At 67.8% G+C, this 19,394-nt stretch carries 18 protein-coding genes; 8 read left to right on the forward strand and 10 right to left on the reverse strand.

The genetic code is table 11. The features are described 5' to 3' along the window. Positions 1–929: glycoside hydrolase family 15 protein (locus tag ACE5CZ_RS04120; RefSeq protein WP_374946087.1), on the reverse strand; the 929-nt coding region annotated here is incomplete at its 3' end. Positions 930–985: 56 nt separating this feature from the next. Here ACE5CZ_RS04120 and ACE5CZ_RS04125 point away from each other — a divergent pair. Beyond that, positions 986–2,362, forward strand: a complete 1,377-nt coding sequence (locus tag ACE5CZ_RS04125) for a glucose-6-phosphate dehydrogenase (RefSeq protein WP_374946088.1) — start codon at positions 986–988, stop codon at positions 2,360–2,362. Between the two features lie 34 nt (positions 2,363–2,396). On the opposite strand, the gene ACE5CZ_RS04130 is transcribed toward ACE5CZ_RS04125, so the two are convergent. The 7 genes from ACE5CZ_RS04130 to ACE5CZ_RS04160 all read right to left on the reverse strand — a co-directional run bounded on the left by ACE5CZ_RS04130 (position 2,397) and on the right by ACE5CZ_RS04160 (position 10,750). Continuing rightward, entirely contained in the window at positions 2,397–3,746 is a 1,350-nt protein-coding gene (locus ACE5CZ_RS04130; RefSeq protein WP_374946089.1) for a CoF synthetase, read from the reverse strand. Continuing rightward, a complete protein-coding gene (locus ACE5CZ_RS04135) occupies positions 3,743–4,414 on the reverse strand; it encodes a phosphohydrolase (RefSeq protein WP_374946090.1) in 672 nt (223 codons plus the stop codon). The genes ACE5CZ_RS04130 and ACE5CZ_RS04135 overlap by 4 nt, the downstream gene beginning before the upstream one ends. Then, positions 4,407–6,365: a VWA domain-containing protein gene (locus ACE5CZ_RS04140; protein WP_374946091.1), complete on the reverse strand. Its 1,959-nt coding sequence runs from the start codon at positions 6,363–6,365 to the stop codon at positions 4,407–4,409. Before ACE5CZ_RS04140 ends, ACE5CZ_RS04135 begins: the two co-directional genes overlap by 8 nt. Then, positions 6,362–7,066, reverse strand: coding sequence for a hypothetical protein (locus tag ACE5CZ_RS04145; RefSeq protein ID WP_374946092.1), 705 nt, complete (start codon positions 7,064–7,066; stop codon positions 6,362–6,364). The genes ACE5CZ_RS04140 and ACE5CZ_RS04145 overlap by 4 nt, the downstream gene beginning before the upstream one ends. Beyond that, complete coding sequence (locus ACE5CZ_RS04150; RefSeq protein ID WP_374946093.1) at positions 7,063–8,637, reverse strand: AAA family ATPase; 1,575 nt, start codon at positions 8,635–8,637, stop codon at positions 7,063–7,065. Before ACE5CZ_RS04150 ends, ACE5CZ_RS04145 begins: the two co-directional genes overlap by 4 nt. Before the next feature lie 47 nt (positions 8,638–8,684). Next, the gene (locus tag ACE5CZ_RS04155) at positions 8,685–9,047 is read right to left on the reverse strand and encodes a hypothetical protein (protein WP_374946094.1); all 363 of its coding nucleotides are present in this window, start codon (positions 9,045–9,047) and stop codon (positions 8,685–8,687) included. A gap of 131 nt (positions 9,048–9,178) precedes the next feature. Continuing rightward, positions 9,179–10,750, reverse strand: a complete 1,572-nt coding sequence (locus ACE5CZ_RS04160) for an amino acid permease (RefSeq protein ID WP_374946095.1) — start codon at positions 10,748–10,750, stop codon at positions 9,179–9,181. A 245-nt stretch (positions 10,751–10,995) separates the two neighbouring features. On the opposite strand from ACE5CZ_RS04160, the gene ACE5CZ_RS04165 reads away from it, so the two are divergent. Genes ACE5CZ_RS04165 through ACE5CZ_RS04185 form a run of 5 tightly spaced genes read left to right on the forward strand, consistent with a single transcriptional unit; the run spans position 10,996 to position 16,034 of the window. Continuing rightward, positions 10,996–12,363 carry a glutamine synthetase family protein gene (locus tag ACE5CZ_RS04165; protein WP_374946096.1) on the forward strand — a complete coding sequence of 456 codons (1,368 nt, stop codon included), beginning with the start codon at positions 10,996–10,998 and terminating at the stop codon, positions 12,361–12,363. Continuing rightward, on the forward strand, positions 12,350–13,102 hold the full coding sequence (locus tag ACE5CZ_RS04170; RefSeq protein ID WP_374946097.1) for a gamma-glutamyl-gamma-aminobutyrate hydrolase family protein: 753 nt from the start codon (positions 12,350–12,352) through the stop codon (positions 13,100–13,102). The genes ACE5CZ_RS04165 and ACE5CZ_RS04170 overlap by 14 nt, the downstream gene beginning before the upstream one ends. Beyond that, the gene (locus ACE5CZ_RS04175) at positions 13,099–14,466 is read left to right on the forward strand and encodes an aldehyde dehydrogenase family protein (RefSeq protein ID WP_374946098.1); all 1,368 of its coding nucleotides are present in this window, start codon (positions 13,099–13,101) and stop codon (positions 14,464–14,466) included. Before ACE5CZ_RS04170 ends, ACE5CZ_RS04175 begins: the two co-directional genes overlap by 4 nt. After that, positions 14,463–15,254, forward strand: coding sequence for a 3-oxoacyl-ACP reductase (locus tag ACE5CZ_RS04180; RefSeq protein ID WP_374946099.1), 792 nt, complete (start codon positions 14,463–14,465; stop codon positions 15,252–15,254). The genes ACE5CZ_RS04175 and ACE5CZ_RS04180 overlap by 4 nt, the downstream gene beginning before the upstream one ends. Before the next feature lie 12 nt (positions 15,255–15,266). Then, positions 15,267–16,034, forward strand: coding sequence for a FadR/GntR family transcriptional regulator (locus tag ACE5CZ_RS04185; protein ID WP_374946100.1), 768 nt, complete (start codon positions 15,267–15,269; stop codon positions 16,032–16,034). Positions 16,035–16,163: 129 nt separating this feature from the next. Here the strand turns inward: ACE5CZ_RS04185 and ACE5CZ_RS04190 are convergent, their stop codons facing one another. Together ACE5CZ_RS04190 and ACE5CZ_RS04195 are read right to left on the reverse strand one after the other, a co-directional pair. Next, a complete protein-coding gene (locus tag ACE5CZ_RS04190; protein WP_374946101.1) occupies positions 16,164–16,658 on the reverse strand; it encodes a phosphotransferase in 495 nt (164 codons plus the stop codon). Between the two features lie 329 nt (positions 16,659–16,987). Further along, positions 16,988–17,182: a hypothetical protein gene (locus ACE5CZ_RS04195; protein ID WP_374946102.1), complete on the reverse strand. Its 195-nt coding sequence runs from the start codon at positions 17,180–17,182 to the stop codon at positions 16,988–16,990. A 114-nt stretch (positions 17,183–17,296) separates the two neighbouring features. On the opposite strand from ACE5CZ_RS04195, the gene otsA reads away from it, so the two are divergent. After that, positions 17,297–18,829: an alpha,alpha-trehalose-phosphate synthase (UDP-forming) gene (otsA, locus tag ACE5CZ_RS04200; protein WP_374946103.1), complete on the forward strand. Its 1,533-nt coding sequence runs from the start codon at positions 17,297–17,299 to the stop codon at positions 18,827–18,829. Next, positions 18,826–19,394 (forward strand): trehalose-phosphatase (locus tag ACE5CZ_RS04205; protein ID WP_374946104.1); only part of this gene is annotated, 569 nt, incomplete at its 3' end. The genes otsA and ACE5CZ_RS04205, both read left to right, overlap by 4 nt.

The following is a 19,394-nucleotide window of genomic DNA, read 5'->3' on the forward strand; positions in this document are numbered from 1 at the left end:
GCGAGCCCGTACATGATCTGAATGTCGGCCGGGTCGCCCGCAATCGCGCGCAACAGCCAATCGCGCCAGTTCACGGCCTCCTCGGCGAAGCCGTGCGAGATCAGCACCTGCAGCGTGAGCGAGGCGTCGCGCAACCACACGTAGCGATAGTCCCAGTTGCGCACGCCGCCTCGTGATTCGGGCAGCGACGTCGTGGCCGCCGCGACGATGCCGCCGGTGTCTTCGTGGCTGAGCGCTCGAAGAACCAGCAGCGAACGGATGACCTCCGGTCCGTACGGACCGTCGTGGGTAAGCGACTTCGACCACTCGGCCCACCACGCTTTCGTCGCCGCCAGGCGCTCGTCGAAGTCGAGTGGCGGCGGGGACTGCCGGTGCGAGGGGAACCAGGTGAGAGCGATGTCGACCTGAGTGCCCTCGCGCACCACGAACTCATTACGGTGCCGGGTGTCGATGGCGGTGAGCTTCGGACCCCGCCGCACCAGGGCATCCGGGCCGGCGATGGCCACCAGCATCGGATCGCCGTTCTCGCTCGACTGACGCACCCACGGCACCGCTGTCGCGTATCCGAAACGGATCACCAGCTCTTCGACCATCTCGACGTGACCCGAGACGCCCCGCACCCGACGCAGCACATCGGCGCGGCGGTCGCCGTGCGGCATGAGGTCGGTGACCTCGACGACTCCGGTCGGGGTGGTCCACGTCGTGACCAGAACGAACGTGTCGCCGTCGTAGACGCGGGTGGAGGTGGCGTCAGGCGACGACGGAGCGACCAGCCAGCGGCCGTGCTCCTCGCTGCCGAGGAGGGCCCCGAAGGTTGAGGGGGAGTCGTAGCGCGGAAGGCACAGCCAGTCGATGCTGCCATCGCGGCCCACCAGTGCTGCGGTGTGGCAATCGCTGATCAGTGCGTAATCTTCGATGGCCAGGCTCATGACCCCATCTTGACATCTCTCGGCCGTGGTCGGCGCCGACGACTAGCCTGTCTACCATGTCGAAGAAAAAGTCATCGTTGATCATTCTCGGAGCATCGGGAGACCTGACGTCCCGCCTCCTTCTTCCGGGGCTCGGCCAGCTGCTCGACGAGCAGAACGGGCGTTCCCTGCAGCTGATCGGAGCGGGCAGCGCCGACTGGAGCGACGACGACTTTCGGAAGGTCGTCGACACGGCCTTCGACTCCGTGAACAGCACCGGGCCCTCGGCCGGGCACGCCCGCGCCACGGCCAGCTACGTGAAGGTCGACGTCACCGATCCGGCCGTGCTCCAGCAGCTCATCGATTCGTGCGACGTCGCGCCCGCGATCTACTTCGCCCTACCGCCGGCTGTGGCCGTCGCGGCCTGCAAGGCTCTCGAGCAGGTCACCCGTCCGACCGGTTTGACGCTCGCGTTGGAGAAGCCGTTCGGCACAGACGTCGACAGCGCGATCGCGTTGAACGCCCAGCTCGCCCGCCTCGTTCCCGAGAACCAGATCCATCGCGTCGACCACTTTCTCGGCCGCTCGACCGTGTTCAACCTGCTCGGACTGCGCTTCGCGAACCGCATACTCGAGCCGGTCTGGAACGCGGAGCACATCGAGAAGATCGACATCGTCTACGACGAGCAGCTGGGCCTCGAGGGCCGCGCCGGCTACTACGACAACGCCGGTGCCCTCATCGACATGATTCAGAGCCACCTCCTTCAGGTGTTGGCCGTGGTGGCGATGGAGCCGCCGTCGACGCTCGAGGCCGACGACCTGCGCGATGCGAAAGAGATCGTGCTGCGCGCCACGAGCCTCGCGAACGGCGATGCGAAAGCCTCCAGCAGGCGAGCCCGCTACACCGCGGGCGAGATCGACGGGCGCGAGCTGCCCGCCTACTCGAAGGAGCCCGGCGTGGTTTCGGCGCGCAAGACCGAGACGCTCGCCGAGGTCACGCTGCAGATCGACACGTGGCGCTGGATGGGCGTGCCGTTCACGCTCCGCAGCGGCAAGGCGCTCTCCGAGCGTCGACGCGAGATCGCCATCACCTTCAAGAAGGCCAACCGGGTGCCGACCGGGCTCACCGGCACCGAGCATCCGAACGTTCTGCGCATCTTCCTCGCGCCAGACCAGATGTCGCTCGAGCTCAACGTCAACGGCCCCGGCGACCCCTACGAGCTCGAGAAGACGCAGCTCACCGCGCTTTTCGGCGACGGCCAGTTGCTCGCCTACCGCGAGGTGCTCGCGGGAATCCTCGACGACGACCCCTCGCTGTCGGTGCGCGGCGATTCCGCGGTCGAAGGATGGCGCATCGTGGCTCCGGTGCTCGAGGCCTGGCATGCAGACGAGGTGGCCCTCGACACGTACGCGGCCGGCTCAGACGGCCCGTCGAAGTGGACCCGCATCGGCTGACGCCGCATCGATCTCTGACAAGACCCCGTCGGCGCTACGCGTTCGAGCTGTAGCGGCGGGGCTTTCCTGCTCCGAGCTCCGACAGCGTCGCGCGCTGCTCGACCTCGACGCCGCGACCCAGCAGCGCCTCCAGGGCGGCGGCAACCCGCCCCGAATCCCCCCGCACGATCGTCGCAGAGACCCGGCCCGTCGCATCCTGGGTCACAGACCAACCGTGTGCGCCGGCCGCCTGAAGGTGCTGGGTGAGGTCGACAGAGGGCACGCGGGTGCCGTCGGCGGCAAGGAACGTGGTGGCTTCCCGACCCTCGAGGTCGGCGATCGCGAGCCGGCCGCCGACATCGACGAGGCGCCCGAAGTCACCGGTGCGGTAGCGCACGAGGGGCAGCAGGGGGTTCTCGCCGGCGGTCACGACGATCTCGCCGAGCGCACCGAACTCCACAGGCAGCCCCTCGTGGTCGACGATCTCGACGTGCACGCGTCGGTCGAGCACCACGAAGGGCCCGCCGTCGGCACTGGATGCGATGGGCCGGGTCTCGTGCAGGCCGTAGATGTCGATCACGGGGCAGCGATAGGCCCGCTCGAGGTCGACGCGCAAAGCGCCCGACAGCGCCATCGCGCCCGAGAAGATGACCACTGGTCGAAGCGATGCCACCAGGTCTGCATCGAGCAGCTCGGCGAGGCTGGTGGGGCTGCCGCTGAACGCCTGCGGGTTCTGCGCGATCAGAAACCGCGCGCGCATCTCGCGGTTCGTCCACTGCCTCTCATCGAGATTGAGCCGCGCCATCGTCGCCTGGTCGAACGAGCTGATCACCGACGCGTAGGTGAAGGCCTGGCGCTGTGTCACGACGTGGGCGAGCGCCATCCGTGAGGAATCGGGCATCCACTCGACGCCCTGCTCGGCGGCCAGCGCGACCAGCAGGTGGAAGGTGCGCGCCGTGTCTTCGATGTCATCGGGAATCAGCAGCGCGCGCCCGGTGCTGCCCGAACTCGACCCGTGCACCGATCGGCCGAGGTCGGCGTCGAGGGGCACGAATGCCGACACGTCGTCGACGAGGTCGTCGCGGGTGATCAGGGGAAAGTCTTCGAGGCCACGAAGGTCGGCGGCCCTGCGCCTGTAGGCGGGCAGTCGTCGAGCGATGTCGAGGTGCTCGTCGAGCCAGCCCGACGTCGCAAGCGGCTCGCGCACGCGCTCGACGGCCTCGGCCGAGAGCCGGTCACCGGTGGCGTGAACCCAGGCCGGGGCATCCGGATGCGACCGCAGGCTCTCGAGTCGGCGCGCGCCCTCGGCGGTGAGTGTCGGCCAGCGCTCGGCATCGACGAGGGCCGTCTGACCGCCCGGGGTGTACTCGGCGATGAATAGAGGGTCGTCGGGGCTCGTGCTCATTCGTGCGTATAGCGCGCGGCCGCCTCGCGGGCCCGGGCATCGTTCAGCGCGCGCGTCACTTCGAGCCGGTGCGCGTGTTCGGCGGCGGCCGCTGCCAGGGCTCCGTTGTGCTGCAGCGAGTCGCGCATGTCGAGCAGAGATCGCGCCGTGGTGCGATCTTCGGTCGCGGGAAGCTGGCCCGACCAGAGCAGAAAAGTTCGCGCGGCCTCGTCGCGTCGCTCGGCATCGCTGATCCACTCCGACGGGTCGACGACGGCAGCGAGGCGCAGCGCGAGCGCCGCCAGCGTGCGGGCGGCGTGCGTGGTGTCGAGCCGGGGCGACAGCGTGCCACTGAGACCTTCGCTCGCCCAGATCCACAGCGCGATCGCCGCGCCGCGCCGTGCCGCAGACGAACCCGTCGACGTGACGTCGGCGAGCAGCTGCACGACCTCGGTCGACGCCGCCGTGCGTCCGCGATCGGCGCCGAGGATGTCTCCCGCGAGGGCCACGAGCGCGACCCTGTCGTCGAGGAAGCTCTTCGGGATGCCCGAGATCCGGCTGGCCACGGCATCGACTGCCGGCCCGGGTTCGGTCTGTTTCCACACAGCGTCGACGTCGTCGCCGCGATCCAGCCAGCGCTGAAGAAGCTGCTCGGCCGATTCGGCCGAACCCTCTGCGCGTTCATTCACGACGACCTCCTCGGGCGGTTCGCTGGGCAGGGCGCGGGTCGGCGAGCCTGCGGCCCAGTCTTGCGCAGACGAGCGGTGCGTCCGTCATCCTCGCGATGTACTCCACGTCGTAGCCGGCCTCGGAGGCTGGACCCGTGACTCGGCGGCTGCGGTCTTGCACGATCAAGGTCGCTGTGTCGAGTCGGCCACGCACCTGCCGGGCCACGCCGGCGTACTGCGGCTGGCCCTCGCCGAACATCGATTGGAGGCCGTCGTCTGAGAGCACGACGACGTTCCGCCGGGTGGTGGCGCCGCCTCCGCGCGAGCGACGGGCGTCGGCGTAGCGGCGCGCATAGAGGTCGAGGGGGAACGTGGTTCCGTGCCCGAAGTAGAAGGTCAGGTCGCGCATCAACTCACTCCTGTCACGCGAGAAGCGTTCACCGCCCGCGACCTCGCCGGCCGCCGAGAACGAGGTCACCCGCGCCTGGCCGCCTCCGCGCAGCACGCTCAGGATGAGAATCGTGCCGGCCAAAATGCCCGGCGATTCGCGCTGGGGCGACGTCATCGAGCCAGAGGAATCCATGTAGATGTCGAGCTGCACGCTTTCTCGGCCGTCGGGGGGAGCATCCGGCAGCACATCGCGGAACCTCGTCGTGACCCCGGGTACGACCTCGCTGCTGCGGGCCAGCGTCGCCGACCAGTCGATGGCCGCGATGTCGTCGTCGATGTTCCACTGCTCGAGCGCGCCCGGGATGCTCTCGTCGGGCGTCTGGGGTCTGGCCGAAGGCTGGGTCAGTGGCCGTACGTAGCGGCGGGCGGCGGTGAGGTACCAGGCCGCCACCACGTCGTCGGCGTTCGACGACGAATACAGGGAGAGGGTCTCGGCAAGCCCGTAGCCCTGGCCGAGGCCGTCGGCGCCCGGCTCGGCGCCGGCCGGCGGCTCCAGGTCGGCGCCCGGGGCTCGCGCCGCCTGTCGAGCCTTCGCGAGTGCCGGATGCTCCGGCTCGTCACCCAGCCGCGGGTCACCGAGCACGCGCTCGAGTTCGGCCGCCGTCGGGGGCGTCTGGTCTGCCTGCCCCGCGCATCCGCTGGCCGCCTCTGCGCCCGACGAAGGAGAACCGCGACGGGACCCGTCGTCGGTAATGAGATAGGGCGCAACGATCATGCCGAACCGCAGCGCGCCGCTGACCGGGTCGTCGCCGAAGGTGCGCACGGTCTGGGCGAGAAGGCTCGCGTCGAGGGGCGGGTCGGTGATGACGAGCTCGGCCCACCGCGCCTCGGCGGCGAGGCGGGCGTCTGCTGCAGCCGCCGCTTCGACCGCCTTCGCCCTCTCGGCGTCGGTCTTCGCGGCGACGGGCACTGTCGCAACCGGCGGTTCGCGGTGGGAGACGGGGCGCGGGGGAGGCGAGACGGGGCAGAGAAACCCGGCGGGCTTGCTCCAGCTGATCTCGTAGGCGCGCAGCACCACCCACCAGAGTTGATCGGCCGGCGGGGTGACCGACAGCACGCGCCACATGTCGATCATCTCGGGATCGCCCGCGCCCGACCCGTCGCGCTGTCGCTGCATCGCCGCGACGCGGGTGTTGATGAGCATGTCCGACCACAGGTTCGACAGCTGACGGGCCTGGCCGTCTGGGTCGGGGATGCGGCTCCTGCCGGTGGCTGCGATGGCACGCGCGAGCTGCTGCGTGGTCGTGAAGGAGTCGATGCGGGTGCTCGGAGACAGCACGTGGTGGCCGATCTCGTGGGCGAAGATCGACTCGTAGAACCCGTCGACACCGTGGCGACGCGCCTCGGCCGGATCGACCGCCACCTGCGGCGGAAACGAGAACCAGGCGAACGACGGCTTGGCGGCGCCGGGCTCGAGGAGCGGGTCGTGCAACTGAACGCCCCACAGGGCCTGTGCCGAAATCCACGCCGCGCGCTGGCTCTCGTCGAGCGGATGCGTGCGGGTACCGAATAGCGGTGTCATCGGGCCTGCTCCAGCACCAGCCAGGCGAGGTACGACGTGTCGAAGACGGCGAGGCGCGTGGGCCACGCACCGGATGCGACGACGTCGCCGCGCACATCCGTGGGCTCAGACGAGATGCGCGTGAGCATCGTGCCGAAGATGTCGGCGTCGAGCTGCCAGCGCTCGCCATCGGCGAGGGTGATGACGAACCGGCCGTCGTGATCGCCGGGTTCGCCCCGCAGCGGCGGTGCCGTCCACGGGCCGCCGAGCCCGCGGAATCCGCCGACCCGGGCGATGACGACATCGCCATCGCCCCGGGCCGGCCACCCGAACGGGCTCTGCGCTTGGGCGCGTGCGAAGTCGTCGAGTTCGGATGGCGCAAGGCCCAACGCACTCGCGAGCGCCGGTCGCGCTATCGACCCCGAGGCCAGGGCCTCGTCGAGTCGACCGAGGGCATCCGATCTCAGGTCGAGCGCGCCCGAGCGCCAGGCGGCCAACGCCGCAAGCCCGAGCACCGCGTGGGGAAGCGGGCCGTCGGTGACGCCCGTCGCCTCGTCGGCGGTGAGCGCGAGGGAGAGAAAGCGCTGGTACAGCTCGCGGTCTCCACCCCACGACTTGACGTTGTCGATCGACAGCTCGATGTCGAAGTCACGCACCACCGGTGCGGAGACTGCGGCCTGTGGCAGAGAGTCGTTGACCGCGTGCCCGGGCCCCCGAATCATCGGGGGCGACCCTCGAGCCACTGCAGGTAGTTGGTGTAGCGCTGGTGCAGGTACTTCAACGCGACGAGGTCGTCGAAGTGACGGCCGTAGAGTTTCTTCTGCTTCGAGATCGCCTGGATCTGGGACTCGATCGCGGTGAGGCGGCGCGATCCCTCGACCTGGCCGACCCCGTCGAGGCCCTGCGCGAAGGCCGCCAGCAGGTCGCCGACGGGATCGTTCTTCGCGAGTCCGAGCGAGAGGAATTGCCGGCGCGACTGCTCGAACAGGTCGGCGAGCCAGCTGATCGAATCGGTGGCGAGTTCGCGGTCGGCGCCGGTTTCGAACCGGGGGTGCAGCTCGTTCGCAAGCAGCTTTCCCCGCAGCGAGAACGGCAGCACGGCGGCGACGTCGTCGAGCCCCACGACGGCGACCCCCCGAAAGTAGGCCATGGCCTTCGCATACAGGATGAGCGACTGCAGGGCGCGGGCAGAGAGACTGTTGGTGGTCTGCGCTCCGAGATCGACCTGCAGGTCTGCTCCCGTGTTGCTGTCGATGACCTCGCCGACCTGGCCGCCCGACGTCGTGACCGTGTCTTTCGTGCGGTACTCGAAGCGGCGGCCGCCGTGCTGCACGAACTCGAACTGGCTCGCGAAGAACTCGAGCTGTCGACGTACACCGGCCGGCACAGGAACGGCCCGGATCGCCGCAGCGAGCTCATGCTGTTCGGCGGCGGTGAACACCAGCTCTGGCGGAACGTGGTCTTCGGGTTTCTCGCCCGCCTCGACGCGAGTGATCAGCTCGTCGAAGAACCGGCTGTTGAATCCCAGCGCGGCCACCGTGACGTCGACCCGGTCTTTGAGCGCCTGGATGACCGGGAACGTGCCACCGCCGGAATCGTCGTTGGCCGTGAAGAACCAGCTCTCGACCCCGGAGGAGGGAGCGGTCTGCAGCATCTGGTCGTAACTTTCGACGTAACCCTCGGCCACCATCGTGAGCAGCGCCGACTGGGTCTTCGTGGGAATGCGGTTGTACTCGTCGATGATCTTGACGGGCTTCGTCAGCCAGCCGCGCCAGGCGATCGTGATCTCGGGCAGGCTGGCGGCGTTGACCAGGTCGCGCGGGAGGGGCATGCCGACGAGGTCGCCGACCGTCAGTTGGGGCTGGCCCTGCTGCACGCTGCGCCGCACGTCGGCGGGCGCGGTTCCGGCGATCACGCCCATGAGTACCGCCAGGGTGGTCTTGCCTCGTCCCGGTCCGCCGACGAGCAGGCACTTTCCGCCCACCGCCGTGGTGAGCAGCGGCAGCAGCACGTTCGACGAGTACGACTGGTCGGTGGGCAGGTGCAGCTCGGCGCCGGCGTCGCCGAGCGCAAAACTCACCGGGGCGTCGAGCGAGAACTCGATGTCGTAGAAGGGCGAGATGACGGCCCGGTTGACGAGCCAGAAGTACACCCGGCGCAGCTTCTCGTCGAGGGTGACTTCGTCGTTCTGCTGCGGCGGTCGAAACAGGTCTTCGGCGGTCAGGCCAGGCCGGGATGCGCCGGTGCCGGTTCGCGTGGGGGACTCGGAGATCTTGTTCCAGCGATTGGGCATGGGCTCATTCTAGAAAGCTCCGAGCTTCGGCGGGCGAACGAGGCGGACTACGCCGCGCGCACGGGGCCGACGAGCGTCGACGTGCGCGGGGCGGCGTCGGTGACGGCCCTGGCGAGTTCGGCGGGCACATCGACGGTGTTGATCGGGGCGAGGGGGGTGCGAGACACGGGGGCCTCGGCGGCTCGGAAGACCCCATGGCTCGTCAGTGTCGACACGATGTCGCGGGCGACGGAGGCGGCCAGTACAGTGTGGAAGATGTCGTCGGTGTCGACCTCGGTGCGCCGGGTGATCGCGAATGAACCGTAAGGACCGAAGTTCTCCATGAGGGTCTGGTTCACCAGTTCGGAGAGCCGCTGCTGGTTCGCCTCGTCTTGCCGTTCTGCCTTCGCGCGTCGTCGCCATCCGAGCATTTTTCGCACCTTCCCACCACGTCGTAAGTGCAGTGTGCGCCGCGCGGCCGCGGATGCCCGGCAGACACGCCGCGATCCCGCCCGATAGGCGGGATCGCGGGCTGTGTCGACGGCTCTCGACAGGGGTGCCGCTAGAGCTTCGGTCGACCGGTCGGGTCTAGATCTTCGGATCGGATTTCCTCGGCCACGGCTCCGCCGTAGCCGTCGGTCTCGGGGTCGCCGTGCAGCCCGCCCGACAACGCGTACTCCTCCTCGGGCGAGAGTACGAGCTGCCGACGCCCCCACACGGCGAAGCCGATGAGGATCAGCGCGTAGACGATGACGATCGCGATGATCGCCGGCTGGAATGTGACGTTGAGGAGGAACCCCAAGAAGATGAGCGCCGAGATGACGCCGGCGATTACGGCGCCGGGGATGCCCCAGGGGCTCACGTAGGGACGCTTGGCATTCGGGAATCGCTTGCGCAGGATCACGAACGAGATCATCTGCAGCAGGTAGGCCACGACGGCACCCCAGACGGCGATGTTCAGGATGATCGCTCCCGCGACCGCTCCGGCGCCCTCCTCGTCGACCTTCGAGAGGATGTCGAGCACGATCAGCGCGATGAAGCCGATGATTGCTCCGACAGTGAGGGCGACCCACGGCGTCTGGCGCTTGCCCGTCAGCGAGAAGAACTTCGGATAGTAGCCGGCGCGCGAGAGCGAGTACATGTTGCGTCCGTAGGCGAACATGATGCCCTGCAGCGAGGCGAGCAGTCCGATCAGGGCGAAGAGCGCGAGCGCGGCGGCCGCCTGGTCGCCGACGATGGCGCGGAACCCGTCGAGCAGGGGCTCGGCCGAGACGCCCATCTTCTCTGATCCGATCACCCCCGTGTTGAGGAACAGGATGAGCAGGCCGGTGACGATCAGGGTGCCGCGTGCCCAGAAGCCGGCTTTGGGGATGTCGCGAACCGGGTTGTGCGCTTCTTCTGCGGCGAGCGGCAGCTCTTCGATGCCGAGGAAGAACCACATGGCGAACGGCAGCGCGAAGAGGATCGGAACGACGCCGTGCGGGAGGAAAGACGACTGGCCCGGGTCGGGCTCGATGTCGAAGAGGCTGTCCCAGCTGAAGAGGCCCGAGAAGGCGGCCATGGCCGAGAAGACGAGCAGGATGGCGATGGAGATGATCGAGACGACGATGGCGAACTTGAATGAGATCGCGGCTCCTGCGGCGTTCAGCGCGATAAACGCGACGTAGAGCACCAGCCACCAGATCCACATGGCGCCCGAGAGGTCGAAGCCGAGCAGCTCCGTCGTGATGCTGTTCGCGTACTGCGCCGAGAAGAACACGATCACGCCGGTGGTCGCGACGTACTCGATGGTCTCCGCGAGGCCGGTCACGAGTCCTCCCCACGGGCCCATCGCCGATCGGGCAAACGAGTACGCGCCCCCGGTGTGCGGCATGGCCGCGGCCATCTCGCCGATAGAGAAGATCATTCCGTAGTACATGACGATGAGCAGGGCGAAGGCGATGAGCATGCCGCCGAATCCGGCGAAGTCGATGCCGAAGTTCCAGCCCGAGAAGTCACCCGAGATGACGGCGGCGACGGCGAGGCCCCACAGGCCCCAGATTCCTGCCGATCTCTTGAGGGTGCGTTTCTCGAAGTAGCCGTCTGCGGCCTTGCTGTAGGTGACGCCCGAACGGCGGGTCTTGCTGTCGGTCACGTGGATCCTCCGGTAGCTCGTTGTCTCGGCAGTGCACAGCGGAATGCCCTCGGCTCCCTCGCACGAATTGACCACACACTAGCGTTCTATTGGTTGGTCGGCACCACCTTTGTGTGTAAATTGCGTGTAACGAACGCCGGGGGAAAGCCGATCACGCTGACTGGGCCGTGTGATGTAATGGTCGGGTCGACGGGGTTCCGCAACGCGGGGCCCGCCCGCGGCGACCATCGACGAAGGAGCACACCGTGGCATCCACCGCAGGAAATCTCACGCTCGACGCCCTCACGGCCCAGGTGTCGACCGGCGAGGTCGACACCGTCATCGTCGCCTTCACCGACATGCAGGGTCGCCTCGTGGGCAAGCGTCTCTCGGCCAGGCTCTTCGTGGAGGATGCGGCGTCGCACGGCGCGGAGTGCTGCAACTACCTGCTCGCGGTCGACGTCGAGATGAACACGGTCGACGGCTACGACATGTCGAGCTGGGAGCACGGCTACGGCGACATGGCGATGATGCCCGACATGTCGACGCTGCGTTCCATCCCCTGGCTGCCGGGCACGGCCATGGTCACAGCCGACCTGCACTGGCTCGACGAGACTCCGGTCGAGCCGTCGCCGCGCCAAATTCTGGCCGCTCAGATGTCGCGTCTCGCCGACCGAGGCCTCGAGGCCTTCGTCGCCACCGAGCTCGAGTTCATCGTCTTCGACGACAGCTATCGTTCGGCCTGGTCGAAGGGCTATCGCGAGCTGACCCCGGCGAGCGACTACAACATCGACTACGCGCTGCTGGCCTCCACGCGCATGGAACCGCTGCTGCGCGACATCCGGGTGTCGATGGACGGCGCGGGTATGTACTGCGAGGGCGTCAAGGGCGAGTGCAACTTCGGCCAGCAGGAGATCGGCTTTCGCTACGACGACGCGATGGTCACCTGCGACAACCACTCGATCTACAAGAACGGTGCGAAGGAGATCGCCGACCGGCACGGCAAGTCGCTCACCTTCATGGCCAAGTTCAACGAGCGCGAGGGCAACTCGTGCCACGTGCACATCAGCCTGCGCGGCACCGACGGCTCAGCCGTCTTCTCCGACACGGATGCCGAGAACGGCATGTCCACGATGTTCCGCCAGTTCATGGCCGGCCAGCTCAAGACCCTGCGCGAGCTGACGCTCTTCTTCGCGCCGAACATCAACTCCTACAAGCGTTACGTCGACGGCTCGTTCGCCCCGACGGCCGTCGCCTGGGGACTCGACAACCGCACGTGCGCCCTGCGTGTGGTGGGCAAAGGCCTGGGTATGCGGGTCGAGAACCGCGTGCCCGGCGGAGACGTGAACCAGTACCTCGCGACCGCGGCCCTCATCGCGGGCGGCCTGTATGGCATCGAGAACGAACTCGAACTCGAAGACGCGACCGAGGGCAACGCCTACACGTCGGGGGCACCGCGCGTTCCCACGAACCTGCAGGATGCGGCCGAACTGTTCGGATCATCGGAGATCGCCCGGGCCGCGTTCGGCGACGAGGTCGTCGACCACTATGTGAACAACGCCCGCGTCGAGCTCGCGGCCTTCGACTCCGCCGTCACCGACTGGGAGAGGGTTCGCGGTTTTGAGCGCCTCTGATCGCCTGCCCCTGATCGGGCTCACCACCTATCTCGAGCGCGCCAAGACCGGCGTGTGGGACGTGCCTGCCTCGTTTCTGCCGAAGGTCTACTTCGACGCGGTCGAGAAGGCGGGCGGCATCGCGGTGCTCCTGCCACCCCAGGCCATCAGCGACGCGATCGCCGACCGCCTGCTCGACTCGCTCGACGGCCTGATCCTCACGGGCGGCAAAGACATCGAGCCGGCGCGCTACGGCCAGGATGCGCACCCCGAGACCGACGAGCCGCGACCCGACCGCGACACCTGGGAGGACACGCTCCTTCGCCGTGCGATCGACCGCGAGATCCCCTTTCTCGGCATCTGCCGGGGCGCCCAGGTTCTGAACGTCGTACGAGGGGGAACCCTGCACCAGCACCTCCCCGATGTCGTAGGCGACCGCCGCTACCAGGCCGGCGAGGGACTCTTCAACCACGTCGAGGTCGACGTCGAGCAGGGATCGCGGCTGGCGACCCTGCTGGCGACCGACGACATAGACGTTCCCGTCTACCACCACCAGGCCATCGACGTGCTCGGCGAGGGCCTCGTCGTCACGGCTCGCACCGCCGACGGCACGATCGAGGCCGTGGAACTCGACGGCGTTCCGTTCGGTGTCGCCGTGCAGTGGCATCCCGAAGAGTCGGCCGACGACATCCGGCTGTTCGCGGGCCTCGTTCAGGCCGCCCGCGAATATCGAGCAGAACAGAAGAGCGAGCGCGCATGAGCAGCTACACCGTGATCAACCCGGCGACAGAAGAGGCCGTCACCGATGTCGAGCTCTTCGACGTCGAGGGCACCGACGACGCCATCGCGCGGGCGGCGGATGCGCAGAAGGCGTGGGCGCGCCGCGCTCCCGCCGACAGGGCCCAGGCCCTGCGCGACTTCGCGGCCGCGGTCGACGCGAACATGGAGGCCCTCGCCCGGCTGGAAACGCTGAACTCCGGCCATCCGATCGGCCAGGCACGGTGGGAGGCGGGCCACGTGCGCGACGTGCTCACCTACTACTCGGCCGCCCCCGAGCGGCTGTTCGGCAGGCAGATCCCGGTCGCCGGCGGACTCGACGTCACATTCCACGAGCCCCTCGGCGTGGTCGGCGTCATCACCCCGTGGAACTTTCCGATGACCATCGCCGCGTGGGGATTCGCCCCGGCGCTCGCGGCGGGCAACGCCGTGGTGCTGAAGCCGGCCGAGTGGACCCCGCTGACCTCGGTGAGGCTCGCCGAGATCGGGCGTGAGTCGGGGCTGCCCGACGGGCTGTTCCAGGTTCTCCCGGGCCACGGCCAGATCGTCGGCGATCGCTTCGTCACGAATCCCACGGTGCGCAAGGTCGTCTTCACGGGCTCGACCGCGGTGGGCAAGAAGATCATGGCGGGCAGCGCCGCGCAGGTGAAGAGGGTGACCCTCGAGCTCGGTGGCAAGAGCGCCAACATCGTCTTCGCGGATTCCGACCTCGAGAAGGCGGCAGCCTCGGCGCCAGCGGGCGTTTTCGACAACGCGGGGCAGGACTGTTGCGCGCGCAGCCGCATCCTCGTCGAGCGCAGCGCCTACGAGCGCTTCTTGGAGTTGCTCGAACCCGCAGTCGCGAACGTGGTCGTGGGCGACCCCAACGACGAGGCCACAGAGATGGGCCCCCTCGTCTCGGCGAAGCACTTCGCCGCGGTGAGCGACTACGTGCCCGACGACAGCCAGGTCGCGTTCCGGGGATCGGCACCGGCGGGTCCGGGATTCTGGTTTCCGCCGACCGTGCTGACACCCGGACGCACGGATCGCACCGCAACCGAGGAGATCTTCGGTCCGGTCGTGACCGTGCTTCCCTTCGACGACGAGGCCGACGCCGTCTCCTTGGCGAACGCGACGGAGTACGGGCTGTCGGGATCGATCTGGACCCGCGACGTGGGCCGTGCCCTGCGCGTCTCCCGGGGCGTCGAGGCGGGAAACCTCTCTGTGAACTCGCACTCGTCTGTGCGCTACAGCACCCCGTTCGGCGGCTTCAAGCAGTCGGGCCTCGGCCGGGAACTCGGCCCCGACGCGCCCCTGAGTTTCACCGACACCAAGAACGTCTTCATCGCCGTAGAGGAGCTCTCATGACCGACCTGCCCACCATCGACCTCACCAAGCGCCTCGCGGGCAAGGTCGCGGTGATCACGGGCGGCGCCAGCGGCATCGGCTTCGCCACAGCCCGTCGGTTCGCCGCCGAGGGCGCCACCGTCGTCATCGGTGATCTGGATGCCGCATCGGGCGAGCGCGCGGCCCAGGCCGTCGGCGGCCTCTTCGTGCAGGTGAACGTCACCGATGAGGCCCAGGTCGACAACCTCTTCGCGGTCGCCTTCGACACCTACGGCTCCGTCGACGTGGCCTTCAACAACGCCGGCATCTCGCCGCCCGACGACGACTCCATCGAGACCACCGAGCTCCCTGCGTGGGAGAAGGTGCAAGACGTGAACCTCAAGTCGGTGTACCTGTGCTCGCGTGCCGCGCTGCGCTACATGGTTCCGCAGAAGCGGGGATCGATCATCAACACCGCCTCGTTCGTGGCCGTGATGGGATCGGCGACCTCGCAGATCTCGTACACCGCGTCGAAGGGCGGCGTGCTCGCCATGTCGCGCGAGCTGGGAGTGCAATTCGCCCGCCAGGGCATCCGGGTCAACGCCCTCTGCCCGGGGCCGGTGAACACGCCGCTGTTACAGGAGCTGTTCGCCAAAGACCCCGCCCGCGCGCAGCGCCGCCTGGTTCACATTCCCCTCGGCCGGTTCGCCGAGCCGGAGGAACTCGCCGCCTCGGTCGCATTCCTCGCGAGCGACGACTCGTCGTTCATCACGGGCTCGACCTTTCTCGTCGACGGCGGAATCAGCTCTGCCTACGTGACGCCCGAATAGATCGCGATCGCGATGACCGATTTCGCAGACGGCTCGCATCCGGATGCCGCGGGCCTGGCCGGCGACGCCCTGTTGCGCCGGGTGCGCACCGGCAACGCGTTCGAAGACACCGTGTCGAGGCTGCTTCAGACCATTCGGCTCGGAGTCGTCTCGCCAGGGGAGGCGCTGCAGAGCGAACGCGACCTCGCGGTGCGATTCGGGGTGAGCCGCGACACGGTGCGCGAGGCCATCAAGGCGCTCGCGGATGCCGGATTCCTCGTCTCGCGGCGCGGACGCTACGGCGGAACGTTCGTGAGCGATCGCGTTCCGCTCGTCGGTCTGAGCGGTGTGCTCGACGACACTGCGGCGGAGTCCGAATCGGTGACGCCCGAAGACCTCGACGACGTGCTCGGGCTGCGCGGCATCCTCGAGGTGGGCGCGGCCCGGGCCGCCGCGGATCGCGCGCTGACGAAGGCGCAGCGTGAACTGCTGTGGACGAGCCTTCGGGAGACCGGCGATGCCGCTGTCGACGATTACCGTCGGCTGGACTCCCGGCTGCACCTCGCCATCGGAGAGCTCGTCGGCGTTCCCTCGTTGATGCCGCTGCTCGCCGACAACCGCATGAGGATCAACGAGTTCCTCGACCGCATTCCGCTTCTCGAACGCAACATCGCACACTCGAACGAGCAGCACGAACAGCTCGTGCTCGCGATCCTCACCGGCGATGTTGAGGGGGCTGCGACCACGATGCGTGAGCACCTCGAGGGCTCGGAGGCCCTGCTTCGCGGCTTCCTGGCCTGAACGCAGCCGTCCAGGGAACGAGGACCGCACCGTCGACTCGCCCCGAACGCACGAATTGCCAAATCGACTCGGCGCAGACGTACCGAAAAGGCGTGACGTGCACGCTTCTGCGACGAGTGGATGTCGCCCTCACTGTTGTGCGAGTGCGTCTGCCCACGCATCGTGATGTCGCGCAACGTAAGCGGCGGTGTCGCGCCAGAAAGCTCCGTGGCCTTCTGCGAACATCGTGGCCCACGGCTCTCGGCCGGTGTCGGCCGAGCTTCGCAGCAGCTCGTGCATCGCAGCGGTGCGTTGGGCCATCGCTCTGGGCAGTTGAGCGCGTAGGGTCGGACCGGCTCCGTAACCGTCGACGAGATCACGCAGTCGTGCAGCAGCCTCTGTGACAGGTTCGCCGTCTACGAGCGAGCTGAACGATTGAGCGGAGTAGGCCAAATCCCAGACGCGCGTGCTGGGTCCGGCACCGTCCCAGTCGATGAAGACCCAACGGTCGCCCATCACCAGGTTCCACGGGGCGAGATCGTTATGGCAGATCAGGTCGGGCGACGGTGCGGGCAGCACCGTGTTGTATGTTCCGGCAGACGGCACCGGAACCTGCTCGCTGGCATCGTGGATTGCGCGGACCATTCGTCCGACCCGTCGCAGCGCGCACGGATCAAGTGGCAACTGTTCGATGGCGAGTCGCCCGGCACATACTCGACCATCTGCCTGCCCTCGGCGTCCCGGCCGATCGGCCGGGGAACATCAACGCCCGATGATCGAAGCGTGACGAGATAGGCGTGCACTGCGGGAGTGCTTTCTTCCCAAGCCTTGCGAACCGAATCGCCCACCCGAACTACCCGTCCGGAGGCATTGCCTCCGGCCAGCTCCTCTTCATGTTCCTGATCGCGATCCACAAAAAACAGAGTAGGACCTGTGGTACATGCTGCCATGGACAGGCTCAGGGAACGACGAGGTTATTTCGCCTCGAGCTCGCGGGCGTCGTCGTCTGCCTGCAGCACACTTCCGATGGCGAGGGCGACGGTGATGCCCCAGCTCACCCACATCAGCACGAGGCGCCAGTCGCGCGGCCCTTGCCTGGTGGTCTGCAGTACCGACCAGGCGCCGACGACGGCGCCGATAACACTCGAGTTGAAGATGAATTTGCGCATGCGTGCCTCCGGGGTCAGAACAACAGATTAGCCGCTTGGATCGGCTGGTAGCCTGATCACTGGTCTACACGGTCGGCGCCACAGCCGGTCGCAATCGAGGAGTTCACCATTTTCATGGACGAGGCCACATCGCGGTCGAACACCCCTGCTGAAACCTACGACCTCGTGGTCGTGTCGAACAGGCTTCCGGTAGATAAAGTGACGCACCCCGACGGCAGCGTCGAGTGGCGAACATCTCCGGGTGGCCTCGTGACCGCCCTCGAGCCCGTGATGAAGCGCGCCGACGGGGCCTGGGTCGGGTGGGCAGGCGTCGCAGACGACGAGTCCGAGCCATTCGAGCACGACGACATCTCGATCGTTCCCGTCACCCTGACGGCAGACGATGTCGAGAACTACTACGAGGGTTTCTCCAACGACACGCTGTGGCCGCTGTATCACGACGTGATCGCGCCGCCCACCTACCACCGCGAGTGGTGGGAGTCGTACGTTCGCGTCAACCAGCGGTTCGCAGAGAGGGCGGCGTCGGCCGCGGCCGCCGACGGCACAGTCTGGGTTCAGGACTACCAGTTGCAACTCGTGCCCACGATGCTGCGAGAGCTGCGCCCCGACCTCACGATCGGTTTCTTCAACCACATTCCGTTTCCCGCATACGGCATCTTCTCGCAGCTTCCCTGGCGTGCCCAGATCATCGAAGGCCTCCTCGGAGCAGATGTGATCGGGTTCCAGCGTGCCGCCGACGCCGGTAATTTCACCCGCGCCGTGCGTCGCCTGCTCAGCTACACGACACGGGGAACGGCCATCGACGTTCCGATCGACGACGTGGTGTCGGAGTCGATCGAACGGGCCCGCGTCTCGACGTCGAAAAGGGGCAGCCTCGTGCGCACGGTGCACGCGCGGCACTTTCCGATCTCAATCGACACGCAGAGCTTCGAAGACCTCGCGCGCCGTCCAGACATCCAGGCCCGCGCGATCGAGATCCGAGCGGGACTCGGCAATCCGAAGGTCGTGATGCTGGGGGTCGACCGACTCGACTACACCAAGGGAATCGGCCATCGTCTCAAGGCTTTCGGCGAGTTGCTCGCCGACGGCGCAGTGTCGGTCGAAGACGTGACCCTCGTGCAGGTCGCGAGTCCCAGCCGCGAACGCGTCGCGGCCTACCAGCAGTTGCGCGACGAAGTCGAGCTCACGGTCGGGCGCATCAACGGCGACTACTCGAGCATCAGCCATACCGCCATCAGCTACCTGCACCAGGGGTACCCCCGAGAAGAGATGGTTGCGCTCTACCTCGCCAGCGACGTGATGCTCGTGACCGCCCTCCGCGACGGCATGAACCTCGTGGCCAAAGAATACGTGGCCAGTCGCTTCGACAACGACGGGGTGCTCGTGCTCAGCGAGTTCGCCGGCGCCGCCGACGAACTCAAGAGTGCCCTGCTGGTGAACCCGCACGACATCGACGGTCTGAAGGAGTCGATCCTCGAGGCGATCGAGATGACGAAGAGCGAACGCACGAGACGCATGCGGGCGCTGCGCAAACGGGTGCGCGACTACGACGTGTCGCGCTGGTCCACCGCCTTCCTGTCGGCCCTGACCGACCCGACCGGCGCGCCGTCGTACGTCACGACCAAGTGGGGAGCATCCGACCGATGAGCGTCGCAGCGAGCACCGCGGGCCGTGGCAGCGCATCGGGCACGCAGCCCGATGACGCCGATGAACTGATCGGTCGCCTGCGCGAACTCGCCCGCACAGAACGCCTGCTCGTGGCGCTCGACTTCGACGGCACCCTTGCGCCCGAGGTCGACGTTCCGAGCCACGCACGCGCGCTTCCCGAGGCCAGGCGCGCCGTGCTCGACCTGCTGAAGCTCGAGAAGACTCGCGTGGCGCTCATCTCGGGGCGCGCGATGGAGAGCCTCGAAGAGGTGAGCGCCCTGCCCGACGACGTGCTGCTCGTCGGTTCGCACGGCGTCGAGATCCGCCTCGACAGTCCCACCCGGCTCACGCTCGACACCTCCGAACTCGCCCAGGTCGACGTGTTGAGCGGTGTTCTCGAAGACGTCGCCGACAAGGTCGACGACGTCTGGATCGAGACGAAGCCCGCGGGCTTCGCCCTGCACACCCGTCTCGCCTCCGAGGAGGGCAGTCGTCAGGCCCACCTCATGGCGCTCGCCGAGACGCAGTCCGAGATCGAGGGCCTCACGGTGCGCGAGGGCAAGAA

It is taken from the genome of Agreia sp. (genome assembly GCF_964263775.1).
Classification (GTDB): Bacteria; Actinomycetota; Actinomycetes; order Actinomycetales; family Microbacteriaceae; genus Agreia.

What these genes read in the sequence shown, in the direction of transcription:
- ACE5CZ_RS04125 (WP_374946088.1), top strand. Translation starts at nt 986, where the DNA reads ATGTCGAAGAAAAAGTCATCGTTGATCATTCTCGGAGCATCGGGAGAC.
- ACE5CZ_RS04130 (WP_374946089.1), bottom strand. Translation starts at nt 3,746, where the DNA reads ATGAGCACGAGCCCCGACGACCCTCTATTCATCGCCGAGTACACCCCG.
- ACE5CZ_RS04140 (WP_374946091.1), bottom strand. Translation starts at nt 6,365, where the DNA reads ATGACACCGCTATTCGGTACCCGCACGCATCCGCTCGACGAGAGCCAG.
- ACE5CZ_RS04145 (WP_374946092.1), bottom strand. Translation starts at nt 7,066, where the DNA reads ATGATTCGGGGGCCCGGGCACGCGGTCAACGACTCTCTGCCACAGGCC.
- ACE5CZ_RS04150 (WP_374946093.1), bottom strand. Translation starts at nt 8,637, where the DNA reads ATGCCCAATCGCTGGAACAAGATCTCCGAGTCCCCCACGCGAACCGGC.
- ACE5CZ_RS04155 (WP_374946094.1), bottom strand. Translation starts at nt 9,047, where the DNA reads ATGCTCGGATGGCGACGACGCGCGAAGGCAGAACGGCAAGACGAGGCG.
- ACE5CZ_RS04175 (WP_374946098.1), top strand. Translation starts at nt 13,099, where the DNA reads ATGAGCAGCTACACCGTGATCAACCCGGCGACAGAAGAGGCCGTCACC.
- ACE5CZ_RS04180 (WP_374946099.1), top strand. Translation starts at nt 14,463, where the DNA reads ATGACCGACCTGCCCACCATCGACCTCACCAAGCGCCTCGCGGGCAAG.
- ACE5CZ_RS04185 (WP_374946100.1), top strand. Translation starts at nt 15,267, where the DNA reads ATGACCGATTTCGCAGACGGCTCGCATCCGGATGCCGCGGGCCTGGCC.
- ACE5CZ_RS04190 (WP_374946101.1), bottom strand. Translation starts at nt 16,658, where the DNA reads ATGGTCCGCGCAATCCACGATGCCAGCGAGCAGGTTCCGGTGCCGTCT.
- ACE5CZ_RS04195 (WP_374946102.1), bottom strand. Translation starts at nt 17,182, where the DNA reads ATGCGCAAATTCATCTTCAACTCGAGTGTTATCGGCGCCGTCGTCGGC.
- otsA (WP_374946103.1), top strand. Translation starts at nt 17,297, where the DNA reads ATGGACGAGGCCACATCGCGGTCGAACACCCCTGCTGAAACCTACGAC.